The organism is Streptomyces colwelliae (assembly GCF_048158785.1).
In the GTDB taxonomy this organism is placed as follows: Bacteria; Actinomycetota; Actinomycetes; order Streptomycetales; family Streptomycetaceae; genus Streptomyces.
Genome location: NZ_JBLTJC010000303.1, coordinates 1 through 12,828 on the forward strand (window position 1 = coordinate 1; position 12,828 = coordinate 12,828).

Genomic DNA, 12,828 nt, shown 5'->3' on the forward strand with positions numbered 1-12,828 from the left:
CCCACCACCGTCCCGAACCCCACCCGACGCCGGCCCATCGACCGGCACCTGTGATGCGGTGGGAGCAGAAGTGCCTGGTGCGTCCGCCGGTCCCCGGAACGGGGGTCCTGGCGGAACCGCCGCCGCCCCCGAAGGTGCCGTAGCCGCTGGCTCCCAACCACCCCGTGGGGAAGCGGAACCCGTATCAGCAGGCGGCTCGGAGTTGGGCTGGGCTCCCGCCCGGGGCCCCGGGACACCCGGGCCCACTGGACGCTCCCGCTCATCCGCCGGAGGCACAGGCACCCCCACTGTCCCCGCCGCCGAAGCGAACCGGTCGTCGACGGAGTCGGCCGCGGCCGAGGGCCCCGTGTCCTCCGCGGTGTCGTCGTACAGCTGGCTCCACCAGTCGTCCTCGTGACCGGTCGGCGTTCCCCCCTGCTGGCTCATGCCCCTAATTGTCCACCGCACGGGCCAGTTGGAAACGGGGCGTCCGGAAAATCGGGTGCGCGCCCCTCCTCGAACGGCGTGTCGGACGACGTTCCGAACGCCCGTCCGCCACCGGGCGACACACGGCGACACAGGGCCGCCGGACGGTCCCACCCCCCACGGGAGAACCGCCCGGCGACGACTGGGTGACCCGGCCCCGACTCCCCTGCGTGCCGGCGCACGACATGGGTCCGGGTCACGTTCCAAGTGACCGAATCCCGTTGCGGGTTCGGCCCACCCGGCCCCGAGTGTGACCGGCTTCCCTGAAGTTCCCCTGTGATTCGCGCGTGTCTCCCCCATGACCACCGTGCGCGAACCCGCAGACCAAGAAGGCCCAATACCGGCATTACGGGCGCCAGTTGATGCCGCTGTGGCGCAACCTTGGCAGAGGGGCGGGTGGTACGGCGATGATGTGCCGAGGCGGTTTTGCGCCGTGGCTGTTTTCCGCCACGGCGCGCAGGACGCGACGGGGTCTTCGGGGAGGGGCGGCACCTGATGCTGGCAGCGATAGGCCTGGACGAGGCACACGAGACGGCGTACCGGGCACTGGTGTCCGTCGGCGCCGCGGACATACCCGATCTCGCCCGCCGGCTGACCATCGGGGAGTACGACACCGAGCGCACCCTCCGCCACCTCGAACAGCACGGACTCGCGGCCCAGTCCTCGGCTCGCCCCGGCCGCTGGGTCGCCGCCCCGCCCGGGGTCGCCCTCGGCGCGCTGCTCACCCAGCAACGCCACGAACTGGAGAAGGCGGAACTCGCCGCCGCGCTGCTCGCCGAGGAGTACCGGGCCACCGCCGCCGAACCCGCCGTACACGACCTGGTGGAGGTGGTGATCGGCGCGGCGGCGGTCACCCAGCGTTTCCTCCAGCTCCAGCTCGGCGCGACCGAGGAGGTCTGCGCGCTGGTCACCGGGACCCCGGTCGCCGTCACCGGCATGGAGAACGACGCGGAGGAGCAGGCCGCCGGCCGCGGGGTCCGCTACCGGGTCGTCCTCGAACGCGCCGTACTCGACCAGCCGGACGGCATCACCGAACTCACCGCCGCGCTCGGCCGCGACGAACAGGTCCGGGTGGTCGACAAGGTGCCGACCAAGCTGGTCGTCGCCGACCGGACCCTCGCGATGGTGCCGCTGACCTCGCACACCGCGGAGCCCGCCGCGCTCGTCGTGCACGCGAGCGGCCTGCTGGAGCTGCTCTGCGGACTCTTCGAGTCGGTGTGGCGGGACGCCCTCCCGCTGCGCCTGGGCGCGTCCGGCGCCACCGAGCAAGACCCGGACGGCCCCGACGACGCCGACCTGGAGGTGCTGTCCCTGCTGCTGGCCGGGATGACCGACGCCCGCGTCGCGAAACAGCTCGATCTGGGCCTGAGGACGGTCCAGCGCCGGGTGAAGCGGCTGATGGAGCTGACCGGCGTCACGACCCGGCTGCAACTGGGCTGGCATGCCTACGACCGGGGCTGGGTGGCGCGTAGCTGACCTGCGGTTTCGTCCGGGATCCCGCAGGCTGGGCAGATGGGAGTGGGTGAACTCCTCCTGGTCGGCGTCGTCATCCTGCTCGGCCTGTGCGGAGTCTTGGTGCCCGGAGTGCCGGGGTCGTGGCTGGTGTGGGCCGCGGTCCTGTGGTGGGCGCTGAAGGACCCGCAGCCGGTGTCCTGGGGCGTCCTCGTGGGCGCCACGGTCGTCCTCTTCCTCTCCCAGGTGGTCCGCTGGGCCCTGCCGCCCCGCCGGCTGCGCGCGAGCGGCGCGACCCCCCGAATGGGCGTGTACGCCGGAGCGGGCGCGTTCCTCGGCTTCGTCCTGATCCCCGTGCTCGGCGCGATCCCCGGCTTCATGGCCGGGATCTACCTCCACGAACGCCTGCGCCTGGGCCGCCACGGCGAGGCCATGGCGGCGCTCCGTACGGCGATGCGCTCGGGCGGCTCCAGCGTGCTGACCGAACTGTTCACCTGCCTGCTGATCATGGGGGCGTGGCTGGGCGCGGTGATCTGGGGCTGACCCTCAGCCGAGCATGGTCAGGTCGACCGTGTCGGCGAGCGCCCGCATGCCCGCGTCGTTGAAGTGCAGGTGGTCGCCGCAGTCGTAACCGGGCCGGATCCGCTCCGGCTGCTCCGGGTCCCGGACGGCGGCGTCGAAGTCGACCACCCCGTCGAAGGGCCCGCCGCCGCGGATGAAGACGTTGACCTTCTGCCGTACGGCCTCCCTGGCCGCCGTGTAGCCACCGGCGCCGCCGTACGGCGTGAGGGTCGCGCCGATGACGCGGATGCCGTTCGCGTGGGCGCGGCTCACGAGGGTGCGGTAGGCGCTCTCGAAGGCGCCGGGGTCGGTGGCGTTCGGGGTGCCTTTGATGTCGTTGATGCCTTCGAGGACGATCAGCACCCGCACACCGGACCGCGACAGGGCATCGGCGTCGAGGCGGGACAGGGCATTCGGTCCTACGTCGTCGCGCAGCAGCCGGTTGCCGGAGATACCGGCGTTGAGGACACCGAGGCGGCGGTACGGGGGCAGGGTACCGAGGCGTTCGGCGAGCCGGTCGGGCCAGCGGTGGTTGGCGTCGCGGGTGGAGCCGTTGCCGTCGGTGAGGGAGTCGCCGAGGGCGACGACACTGCCGGCCGCGGGGGCGTCGAGGACGTCGACGCCGGTGACGTAGTACCAGGAGGTGGTGGTCGTCGTGTACGCGGAACCGTCGACATCGGCGGTCCGATTCCCTTGCGGGGCACGGTAGTTGGTCTGTCCGGCCGCGCGGTGGTAGGTCGCCGGGCCGGAGTCGTCGGGCGTGTGCACCGTGACGAGCAGGTCCGCTTCGTCGGGTACGGCGAGCGGGACGGGATCGCTGACGAGGTCCTGGCCCGCAGGGATCGTGACCGTCCGGGCGCCGGCGAAGGTGGCGGCCCACATCGAACCGGGCACGGCGTCCGGTCCCGCCTCCCGCAGGGCGACGGTCACCGCGTCGAGGCGGAGGGGCGCGGTGCCGAGCCGGTTGGTGAGCCGGACGCGGGTGGCGCTGCCGCCGACGCTGAGGTGGACGACGTTGCGGAAGGAGGCACCGGGCCGGGCCGGGGCGGTGCCGGAGGGGGCGGCCTCCCAGGTGCCGGTCCAGATGTCCGCCGCTCCACCGACCGGGCCCTCGGCCGTCGCCGTGCCCTCCCCAACTCCCGCTCCCAGCACGAACACCAGCAGTGCCACGCCGACCCGTCCGGCCCCGACCATGAGCGCTCCGCCTCTTCCCGCCGGCCACAAGGAAGGCGACCGTGGCACGCCGGAAGGGGCGGACGGCGGAGCATCACCGGCGCCGGGCCCCGCGTCCCCTGTCCGGCGTACGACGCAGGGCGGAAGACGGTCTGGGACCGGAGGCCGATGCGCGCGGCGGGCAGGCGTGTTTGGCTGCGGTCATGACCGAATTCACCGAGGCCGAACGCGCGTACCTCGCCTCTCAGCGGCTGGGACGCCTCGCCACCGTCGACCCCCAGGGCCAGCCGCAGGCGAACCCCGTCGGTTTCTTCCCGCAGGGCGACGGGACGATCCTGGTCGGCGGCTATGCGATGGGGCGTACTAAAAAATGGCGCAACCTGCGGAAGAACCCCAAGGTCGCGCTGGTCGTGGACGACATCGTCAGCGTCAAGCCGTGGAAGGTACGCGGTATCGACATCCGCGGCGAGGCCGAACTCCTCGTCGGCCCGCACGAGTTGGGGCCGCACATGAGTGAGGAGGTGATCCATATCCATCCGCGGCGGATCCACAGCTGGGGCCTGGAGACCGACTGACTCAGCCCAACGCGTCCTCCAGGGTGAGGAGTTGGACCTTGCGTTCGAGCCCGCCCGCATAACCCGTGAGGGACCCGTCGGCGCCGATCACCCGATGGCAGGGCCGGACGACCAGCAACGGGTTGGCGCCGATCGCCCCGCCCACGGCCCGGACGGCGGCCCGGGACGCTCCGATCCGCGCGGCGATCTCGCCGTACGTCGTCGTCGCGCCGTACGGGACGGAGTCGAGGGCGGTCCACACGCGCTCACGGAAGTCGGTGCCGGAGGTGTGGAACTCCAGCTGGAATTCCTTGAGTTCACCGGCGAAGTAGGCGGCGAGCTGTTCGCCGGCGGCACGGAAGGGACCGGGGTCCTGCCGCCACTGGGGCTGGACGGTACGGCCGCCCTTCTGGCCGGGCACGGAGAGGGAGGTGAGGGCGCCGAACTCGTCGGCTGTGAGGAGGAGTTGACCCAGAGGGCTGTCGAAGCTCGCCCAGCGGGTGCTGTCAGGGACTGGGCTCGGGACGGTCATTTGGACTCCAACTCCCCTGCTGTGCGCAGGCGTTGTACGAGTTCTAGGTGCTGTACGGCATACGAACGCCAGGGGCGCCAGGCGTCCGGAACGTCGACGCGGGGCGGGGCGACATCGGGGTCGCCGAGGGCGCGGGTGCGGATGACGGCGACGGTGGCGGCGTCCATGCCGGGCAGCGCGAGCAGGGCCTGCCCCGCGTCGTCGCGGTCGGCGCCGGCGTCGAGACGTACGGTGCCGTCGGTCAGGGCGGTGGCGAGGGCGGCCAAGGGGGTGCCGGGTGCGGCCTCGACCAGTGCGGACGGCTCGGGGAAGAGATGGGTGAGGCCGCCGGACGGGGCGTCCAGCGTCTTGCCGTAGCGCCGCACCAGGCGCTCGGCCTCCGCCGTACCGACCAGTGCCCGTACGGCGAGTTCCTCCGGGTCCGCGGCGCCCGGTGAACGCAGGCCCGGCCGGGCGGCGACGAGTGGGGCGAGCCGGGGGTCGGCGCCGAGCCGTTCGTCGACGGCGTAGGGGTCGGCGTCGAGATCGAAGAGCCGTCGCAGTCGCTGGACGGCGGTGGTCAGGTCACGGTGGTCGGTGAGGTGCAGGCGCGCGTCGAGCCAGCCGCCGGGGTGGGCCGGGGACGCGGCCTTGAGGGCGCCGGGGCGTTCGTCGACGGCGGCGATTCCGGTCCCGTAGGGCAGGCGGAGGGTGCGCCGGTAGGTACGGCGGCCGGGGGTGCCGACGATCTCCTCGATGCCGGGGACGGCCTCGTGTGCGAGCAGGTCGAAGACGGCGGCGGACTGGTACGGGCCCCGGTGCGCGAGCCGCAACGGGATGCCGGCGGACGGTCCGGTCCCCTTCGCCGGCGCCTTCGGGGCGTGGGGCGCCTTGGCCGTCCGCAGCTCGCTCGGCGTCGACGCGTACACGGCGCGGATCGTGTCGTTGAACTGACGCACGCTGGCGAACCCGGCGGCGAACGCCACGTCCGTGATCGGCAGATCGGTGGTCTGCACCAACACCCGTGCGGTGTGCGCCCGTTGGGCCCGGGCGAGGGCGACCGGCCCGGCGCCGAGTTCGGCGGTGAGCTGCCGCTGGACCTGCCGCGCGCTGTATCCCAGCCGTACGGCGAGCCCGGCGACGCCCTCGCGGTCCACCACGCCGTCGCCGATCAGCCGCATGGCCCGGCCCACGACGTCGGCGCGCGCGTTCCACTCGGCCGAGCCCGGCACGGCGTCCGGACGGCACCGCCGGCAGGCCCGGAACCCCGAGCCCTGCGCGGCGGCGGCCGTCGCGAAGAACCGCACGTTGCGCCGCTTGGGCGTCACCGCCGGGCAACTGGGCCGGCAGTAGATCCCGGTCGTGGCGACCCCGAAGAAGAACTCCCCGTCGAACCGGGCATCCCGGCTCCGCACGGCCTCGTACCTGGTGTCTTCGTCCATCACGCTGTCCAGTCTCCGCCATCCCCGGGGGTGGGGCTGGCGGAAATCGGACGGGGCGTTCACCCGGCACCGGGCTGGGTCGGACCGTCGACAGGCGACGCGGCTAAGGCCCTTGGGCCCTTAGGCCCTTAGGCCCAGCGCCCCTAAGCCCAGCGCCCTCGCTTCGCCTCCATCGCCGCCTTGCCCTCCGCTCCCCTCCGCTTCCAGTCGCGACGCAGTTCGGCGCGGGCCCGGGCGTCGGTCTTGGCGACGATCCGCTGGTTCTCGCGCATGAGCTTGCGGTAGCTGTCGAGCCGGCGTTCGGGGAGTTCGCCGGAGTCGAGGGCGGCGAGGACCGCGCAGCCCGGTTCGGCGATGTGGGCGCAGTCGTGGAAGCGGCACCGTCCGGCCAGTTCCTCGATCTCGGCGAAGACCTGTCCGACCCCGGTCTCCGCGTCCCACAGCCCGACGCCGCGCAGTCCGGGGGTGTCGATCAGTACCCCGCCGCCGGGCAGGGTGAGCAGGTTGCGCGTGGTGGTCGTATGACGGCCCTTGCCGTCGACGTCACGCGTGGCCTGCACCTCCATCGCATCCCTGCCGATCAGCGCGTTCGCGAGCGTCGACTTGCCCGCACCGGACTGCCCGAGCAGCACGGACGTACCACCGGCGGCGACCGCCGCGAGCACGTCGATCCCGTCCCCGGTCTCGGCGCTGACGGCCAGCACCGGCACGCCCGGCGCCGTCGTCTCCACGTCCTTGACGAGATACGACAACGTCACCGCGTCCGGCACGAGATCGGCCTTGGTCAGCACGACCACGGGCCGGGCACCGGACTCCCACGCGAGCGCGAGAAACCGTTCGATACGGCCGAGGTCGAGGTCCCCGGTCAGCGGTACGGCCACGATCGCGTGGTCGACATTGGCCGCGAGGATCTGCCCCTCGGACCGCTTGGAGGAGGTGGAGCGCACGAAGGCGGTACGGCGCGGCAGATACGTCCGTACGTAACGCGGGTTGCCGTCGGGTTCGACGGCGACCCAGTCACCGGTGCACACGACGCGCAACGGGTCGTTCGGGGTGACGAACGCGGTGTCGGCGCGCAGCGTGCCGTCGGCGGTGACGACGTCGCACTGCCCGCGGTCGACCCGGATCACCCGGCCGGGCAGCAGTCCTTCGGCGTCGTGGCGGGCGAACTCGTCCGCCCATGCGTCGTCCCAGCCGTAGCGGGCGAGCGCGAGAAAAGCAGAACTGGAAGTCAAGGGAGACCCTTCACAAGGGCGGCCCCGGCGCGCGCACTCGGGCGCGGTGGAAGAGGAAGGTCAGCCGGTGGCCACGGAGGTGGACTTGATGCACTTCTGAAGGCGGGCAGCGCCCAGCACAGAGACAGCCATCGGTCACACCTCCCACAGCACAAGCCAAGTCACCGGCGGCAACGCGTGATTGCCGCTCGAACAGCACCGACCCTAGAAGGTGCGCGGGCCGTGACGCCAGCGAATTACCGCGTATCCATGACGCGACACGGTCACGTCTTCCCGGAGACCCCGGCGGCCCGCGTCCGTGCCACTGAACCGTCTGAACCGTCGCGGTCAGCACACCAGCGGGCGTGACCAAGATCTGGGCAATCCGTCCAACGATGGCGCGTGGGCAGCCGATCCACGCTGAGAACCCACCATCTCAGGGGGATGTCCGCATTTCAGGGGGATGTCCGCGCTGCTCTGCCAGCGGCAGAACAGCGGCCGGACCAGGCTCGACGATCACTACAGTCCAGCCTCATGTCGACGATGACGACGATGACGACGCGTACGGTCGAGTACCCGGCCGACGGTCTGACGATGATCGGGCACCTCGCGCTCCCGGCCGGTGTCGACCGCCGGCCCGCGGTGCTGCTGGGACCAGAGGGCATGGGGCTCAGCGACGTCGAGCGCCGCCGGGCCGATGCTCTCGCCGAGCTGGGATACATAGCGCTGGCCTTCGATCTCCACGGCGGGCGCTATTTGAGCGACCCCGAGGAGATGCTGGCCCGTTGCCTGCCACTGCTCGCCGATCCCGACCGGATGCGGAGCATCGGCCATGCGGCGCTCGACGTGTTGCGCGCCGAACCGCGGACAGACCCCGACCGGATCGCCGTCGTCGGCTACGGCACCGGGGGCGCTGTCGGGCTGGAACTCGGGCGCGACGGCGTCGACCTGCGCGCGATCGGCACAGTCAACGCACTGACCACGGGCCGACCGGGCGAGGCGGCGCGCATTCGCTGCCCGGTGTGGGCCGGTGTCGGCTCGGAGGACCCGATCATGCCGCCCGCGCAACGGAACGCGTTCACCGCCGAGATGCAGTCCGCGGGCGTCGACTGGCGCCTCGCGGTCTACGGCGGCGCCCTGCACGCCTTCCACCATCCGCCGGTCGACCACCCCACGGTCCCCGGCGTCGGCCACCACCCGCAGCACGCGCGGCGAGCCTGGCGCGACGTCGTCGACCTGCTCGCCGAGTGCCTGCCCGCGACGGAGGATCTGGGGGCATGACCCAGGCGAACACGCCGGCCCCAGGCTTGGCCGGCGTCATGCCTGGGACGCCTCAACTCCTGGCCGTCGGCTGTCGCTGGTCCGGGTGCTCTGGAGGTTCCCAGAGCACAACCCGTCCGTCAGCTGACGGACGCTCGGGCGCAACCTTCCGGTGTTCTGGCGTGTCCACGTAGCGTGCTGACGATACGTAGAACATGGCGGACAGCGGCAGCCGCCGCTTTCGCGACCGCCGTCATGGCGATCGCGACCCCGGCCGCGCACGCCGCCGGAACGACGCTCGTCCTGGACACCCAGGAGAACTACTACCTCCCCACCGAGGGCGAGGGCCCGAACCTGGACCTCGGCATCACCGCCTCGGGCGGGGACGCCCATGACGTCTCGGTCGCGGTCGACGCGTCCTCCCTCGCCGGGAAGGCGACGATGGTGGTCACGGGGGACTGCGTGAACACCGGCACCCTGAAGGTGAGGTGCGACGTGGGCCCGCTGTCGGGCGGGGAGTCGATCGACCCGTTCTTCCTGAAGCCCACCGCGGCCGCCAAGGCGGGCGACACCGGTGCCATCACCTACACCGCCACCGCCTCCGACGCGGCCACCGTGACGGGGAAGACGGACGTCCTGGTCGGCGGGCCCAAGCTCGTCGCCCGGCCCTACCCGGCGCTGAAGGGCATCGCGCCCGGCGCCGTCTTCGAGCGCACCCCGGCCTTCGCCGACACCGGCGCAGCCCCCGCCGACAAGGGCGTCATGCTGTGGGTGCAGGACTCGGACGGCGTCTCTCTCGCCCGTGACCACTCCAACTGCCACTACTCGGACCGGCCCGACGTCGGCGCCTGGTGCCGGTTCGACACCCCGGTCGCGCCCGGCGCGGCCTACGAGACGGACGCGCCGCTGCGCTACACCGCCGCCAAGGACACGATGTACGGCTACAACACCTACGTCGTGTGGCCGGTCGGCGGCTCCGCGCCCGACTCCTTCGACCCGTCCGACTTCCCCGGGACCGGCACAGGCACGCCGCTCGGCCTGAAGTCCGTCGCCTCCGGCTCCGGATTCACCGGCTCCGGGTACGGCACCTTCGCCACCACCCAGCACGCCGACTACCAGGCGCTCGCCGACACCGTCGAGGGCAAGGTCGGCAAGACGGTCAGCATCACCGTGGGCGTGCGGAACAACGGGCCGGGCCGGATGGGCTTCCGGTGGATGGACGCCGACAACTCCGGCACGTTCGTGGTGACCCCGCCGGCCGGCACCACCATCACCGGCGCCCCCGGCCCCGGCGAGCAGGGCGACCCCGGGCCACTGTGGAACTGCACACCGGGCAAGGCCGGCGCGAAGAGCTACACCTGCGACATCGCCAGCACGGACTTCCGGCCGGGCGACTCCGTGACCCAGGAGTTCACGGTGCGGATCGACAAGGTCGTCCCCGGCGCGCGGGGCAGCGTGCGGGCGGTGGAGAACCCTGAGTATCCCAACCGTGACGACGACGCGTCGAACGACACCGCGGCGATCACGGTGAAGGCCACCGGCTCCGCGACGTCCAGCCCGTCGCCCAGCGCCTCCGCGTCCCCGTCGGCCACGCCCACCGCGAGCCCGTCCGGCTCCGGGGCGGGAACCAGCGGCGGGACGACGACCGGCGGCGGGCTCGCCGCCACGGGCACGGACGGAGTCCTGCTACGGGCGGGCACCGCCGTCCTGCTGGTGGCGGGCGGCGCGCTGGTGTTCCTGGCGGCACGGAGGTCGCGAACGCAGGGCGGCCGCTGAATCCGACGAGGCCGTGCGGATCGCATCGGGCGGCGTTGCTCACGTCACCCCGTGAACCCTGCGGCATGTGCCCTGCGGTCTGCGGCATGTGCCCTGCGGTCTGCTGTCTGCTGTCTGCTGTCTGCTGTCTGCTGTCTGCTGTCTGCGCCAACTGACCACCGCCTACCGCCGGTTGAGGGAACGGGTGACGCCGGTGAGGATGGTTGTCGCGAGGATCCATCCGGAGGCGGTGAGCAGGTGGCCGATCCACTGTGTGTCGGGGGTGGGGGTGAACGCCGTTCCTTGTCCCAGGCCGATGACGGGGAGCAGGTGGTCGAGGGTGAAGATCACCGGGTTGAAGACCTCGGTACCAGTGGCCGCGGTGCGGGTGGGCTGCCGTACCGCGAAGACGGCGGAGCCGAGCGCCAGCAGGGCCAACAGCCAGAGGCCGGCGCGCATGGGGCGGTAGCCGTAGCCGACCGTGATGTCCTGGACCGCTCCCCAGATCCGGGCGTACCACGGCAGGGCTGTGCGGCGGCGGCGCTCCTTGAGCAGCGATACGGTGCGCGCGTCGTCCTCGTGGCCCAACGTGCGGTAGGCGAGGGCCAGTTGCTCGAAGGGCTGCGGTGCGTAGCCGGAGCTGTCGCGCAGCAGCCAGCGTGCGCGCTGTCTCGGCGGCAGCGGGGTCTCGAAGCGGTCGTAGCGCAGGCCGTCGAGTTTCAGTTCCTCGGGCCAGCTCTGCTCGGCGTCCAGGATGCTGCCCAGCACCGCGTGGCGGAGGTCGACCAGACCCTGCGGCCGCCGTGCCATCCGCAGGTCCATCTCCCCCGCCTGGGCATGTCCCAGGACCAGGGCCGCGCTGTCGGGCGCCATGAGCAGTGCGTTCAGGAAGCTGATGCGTCCGGTGACCCTGACCCCGGCCAGTTCGATGGTTCCTTCCGCGGTGAAGCCGTTGTTGAGGTGCAGGCTCGTGCCGACCTCCAGGAAGTTGCCGTAGATCGCTTTGCGGCCCGGGTTGTGCAGCCGCGCACCCCAGAAGCGAACGATTCCGCCGACTCTGCTGCCCGGCAGGTCGACTTCGCCCACGGATTCCATCCGGTCGCACAGGATGTCGCATCCGACGGACATCCGCGCGGCCTCCAGTGCCACGCCCGCGGGGTTCGACAGCCGGGCGTCGCGTAAGTCGATGTCACCGCCGACGTGAGCACCCCGCAGGATCACCCCGCCCTCGGCGGTGAAACCGTGCCGCATCCACATGTGGTCGTCGACCTGGACCCGGTCGGCGGTCAGGGCGGGGCCGTCGGCGTTGGTCAGCCGGGTCCCGTCGAGGTCGAGGGTGCCGGTGATGTGCGTGCCGTCCAGCTTCAGCAAGCCGTCCAACCGGCAGTGGTGCACCCGGAGATTGCCGTCCACCGACGCGTTGGCGGCGTAGAACCGGACGAGACGGCAGCGCTTCAGGCTGAACTGCCTGGTGCGCGCGCTGTAGAGGGTGACTCTGCCCCGGAAGTCGCAACCGTCCATGGTGACGCGGTACGGGATCTCGGCGTAGTCGAGTTCCAGCGATCCGTCTATGCGCGCACCGTCCAGACGCAGTGCGGGCACATGGCCCGGCTCGGCGACGGCCCCGTCGAGCAGCAGCCAGGTGAGTGCGGCGCCCCTGACCACGCGCTCGGGCCCCCAACTGTCGCTGTTCGCCGGCTCGTCGTCCGCCGGATCACCGACCCGCAGGTCCAGTTTCTCGCCGCGCGAGAACGCGTCCCGAACCCGTCGCTCGACCGGAGTCAGATCCTCTGCCCGCACACCTCTCCCCGCCCCCGAGCAACGTCGCCCTGTACGTACCCGCGCGGTGGCGGGCCGAAGCCGCTTCGCTTTTGCTCTGGAGGGAGGGTTCGCCCTGGAGGGAGGGTTCGGTTCGCTCCGGAGCGGGGGCGAGAACCGAACGGGCGCTCCCGGCCCGGGAGTTGAGGTGATCATCCCCCTCCTATTACGTAACTCCCCCCGCGACTCCCCCGTGCCGCCTACCAGTTGATCCCGGCCAGCAGGAAGGGCTCGTCATCGGGAGCCTCCTTGCGTGCTCGCAGGGCCCGTTCGGCGGGTGCGCCGGCCGGTAGCCGCAGCGGAGGTTCGGGGTGTTCGATCGTGGCGGCCACTGTCGCGGCCACGTCCTCCGGAACGACTTCCGGGACAACCTCCGGAACGACCACCCAGCTGGCCAAGACCGGGAGCAGCACGGTCTCGGCGACCACCGTGACCGCGACGACCCTCATCTCGGCCGGAACCGGCACGCTGGGCTTCATCGCCCTGCGCCGCCGTCGCAACGGGGCCTGACACCGGGGACGCCAATCCGCACGCGGCGGTCCGGCGGAACCACACGCTGCGGGCTGCCTGGTCCATGCTCCGTGTCGCCCGGCAAGTCTGCCCCCGACTCTGCCCCCATGGAC

Annotated in this window: 11 protein-coding genes; 5 read left to right on the forward strand and 6 right to left on the reverse strand. The window is 72.0% G+C overall.

The features are described from left to right. Positions 1-960: 960 nt before the first annotated feature. Together ACNFOC_RS40375 and ACNFOC_RS40380 are read left to right on the forward strand one after the other, a co-directional pair. Positions 961-1,941: a helix-turn-helix transcriptional regulator gene (locus tag ACNFOC_RS40375; protein WP_416963989.1), complete on the forward strand. Its 981-nt coding sequence runs from the start codon at positions 961-963 to the stop codon at positions 1,939-1,941. 36 nt (positions 1,942-1,977) lie between these two features. Continuing rightward, positions 1,978-2,460 (forward strand): DUF456 domain-containing protein, encoded by a 483-nt coding sequence (locus ACNFOC_RS40380; protein ID WP_416963990.1) that lies wholly within the window; start codon positions 1,978-1,980, stop codon positions 2,458-2,460. Positions 2,461-2,463: 3 nt separating this feature from the next. On the opposite strand, the gene ACNFOC_RS40385 is transcribed toward ACNFOC_RS40380, so the two are convergent. Beyond that, a complete protein-coding gene (locus ACNFOC_RS40385) occupies positions 2,464-3,672 on the reverse strand; it encodes an SGNH/GDSL hydrolase family protein (RefSeq protein ID WP_416963992.1) in 1,209 nt (402 codons plus the stop codon). Between the two features lie 182 nt (positions 3,673-3,854). Between ACNFOC_RS40385 and ACNFOC_RS40390 the strand changes: the two genes are divergently transcribed. Continuing rightward, positions 3,855-4,226 carry a PPOX class F420-dependent oxidoreductase gene (locus ACNFOC_RS40390; RefSeq protein ID WP_416963993.1) on the forward strand — a complete coding sequence of 124 codons (372 nt, stop codon included), beginning with the start codon at positions 3,855-3,857 and terminating at the stop codon, positions 4,224-4,226. A gap of 1 nt (position 4,227) precedes the next feature. Here the strand turns inward: ACNFOC_RS40390 and ACNFOC_RS40395 are convergent, their stop codons facing one another. The 3 genes from ACNFOC_RS40395 to rsgA all read right to left on the reverse strand — a co-directional run bounded on the left by ACNFOC_RS40395 (position 4,228) and on the right by rsgA (position 7,393). After that, positions 4,228-4,737, reverse strand: coding sequence for a methylated-DNA--[protein]-cysteine S-methyltransferase (locus ACNFOC_RS40395; protein WP_416963994.1), 510 nt, complete (start codon positions 4,735-4,737; stop codon positions 4,228-4,230). Beyond that, positions 4,734-6,158 carry a DNA-3-methyladenine glycosylase 2 family protein gene (locus ACNFOC_RS40400; protein ID WP_416963996.1) on the reverse strand — a complete coding sequence of 475 codons (1,425 nt, stop codon included), beginning with the start codon at positions 6,156-6,158 and terminating at the stop codon, positions 4,734-4,736. The genes ACNFOC_RS40395 and ACNFOC_RS40400 overlap by 4 nt, the downstream gene beginning before the upstream one ends. A 143-nt stretch (positions 6,159-6,301) precedes the next feature. Next, positions 6,302-7,393 carry a ribosome small subunit-dependent GTPase A gene (rsgA, locus tag ACNFOC_RS40405; RefSeq protein WP_416963997.1) on the reverse strand — a complete coding sequence of 364 codons (1,092 nt, stop codon included), beginning with the start codon at positions 7,391-7,393 and terminating at the stop codon, positions 6,302-6,304. A gap of 522 nt (positions 7,394-7,915) precedes the next feature. Between rsgA and ACNFOC_RS40410 the strand changes: the two genes are divergently transcribed. Both ACNFOC_RS40410 and ACNFOC_RS40415 read left to right on the forward strand, forming a co-directional pair. After that, positions 7,916-8,653 carry a dienelactone hydrolase family protein gene (locus tag ACNFOC_RS40410; RefSeq protein ID WP_416964002.1) on the forward strand — a complete coding sequence of 246 codons (738 nt, stop codon included), beginning with the start codon at positions 7,916-7,918 and terminating at the stop codon, positions 8,651-8,653. 234 nt (positions 8,654-8,887) lie between these two features. Continuing rightward, entirely contained in the window at positions 8,888-10,408 is a 1,521-nt protein-coding gene (locus tag ACNFOC_RS40415) for a hypothetical protein (RefSeq protein WP_416963998.1), read from the forward strand. Between the two features lie 162 nt (positions 10,409-10,570). On the opposite strand, the gene ACNFOC_RS40420 is transcribed toward ACNFOC_RS40415, so the two are convergent. Next, positions 10,571-12,187 (reverse strand): hypothetical protein, encoded by a 1,617-nt coding sequence (locus ACNFOC_RS40420; RefSeq protein WP_416963999.1) that lies wholly within the window; start codon positions 12,185-12,187, stop codon positions 10,571-10,573. A 218-nt stretch (positions 12,188-12,405) separates the two neighbouring features. Next, a complete protein-coding gene (locus ACNFOC_RS40425; RefSeq protein ID WP_416964001.1) occupies positions 12,406-12,684 on the reverse strand; it encodes a hypothetical protein in 279 nt (92 codons plus the stop codon). Positions 12,685-12,828 lie beyond the last annotated feature (144 nt).

Bases quoted from the DNA above. Each gene is read 5' to 3' on its own strand.
- ACNFOC_RS40375 (WP_416963989.1), top strand. From the start codon at position 961: ATGCTGGCAGCGATAGGCCTGGACGAGGCACACGAGACGGCGTACCGG.
- ACNFOC_RS40425 (WP_416964001.1), bottom strand. From the start codon at position 12,684: ATGAAGCCCAGCGTGCCGGTTCCGGCCGAGATGAGGGTCGTCGCGGTC.
- ACNFOC_RS40400 (WP_416963996.1), bottom strand. From the start codon at position 6,158: ATGGACGAAGACACCAGGTACGAGGCCGTGCGGAGCCGGGATGCCCGG.
- ACNFOC_RS40415 (WP_416963998.1), top strand. From the start codon at position 8,888: ATGGCGATCGCGACCCCGGCCGCGCACGCCGCCGGAACGACGCTCGTC.
- ACNFOC_RS40380 (WP_416963990.1), top strand. From the start codon at position 1,978: ATGGGAGTGGGTGAACTCCTCCTGGTCGGCGTCGTCATCCTGCTCGGC.
- ACNFOC_RS40395 (WP_416963994.1), bottom strand. From the start codon at position 4,737: ATGACCGTCCCGAGCCCAGTCCCTGACAGCACCCGCTGGGCGAGCTTC.
- ACNFOC_RS40410 (WP_416964002.1), top strand. From the start codon at position 7,916: ATGACGACGATGACGACGCGTACGGTCGAGTACCCGGCCGACGGTCTG.
- ACNFOC_RS40385 (WP_416963992.1), bottom strand. From the start codon at position 3,672: ATGGTCGGGGCCGGACGGGTCGGCGTGGCACTGCTGGTGTTCGTGCTG.
- ACNFOC_RS40390 (WP_416963993.1), top strand. From the start codon at position 3,855: ATGACCGAATTCACCGAGGCCGAACGCGCGTACCTCGCCTCTCAGCGG.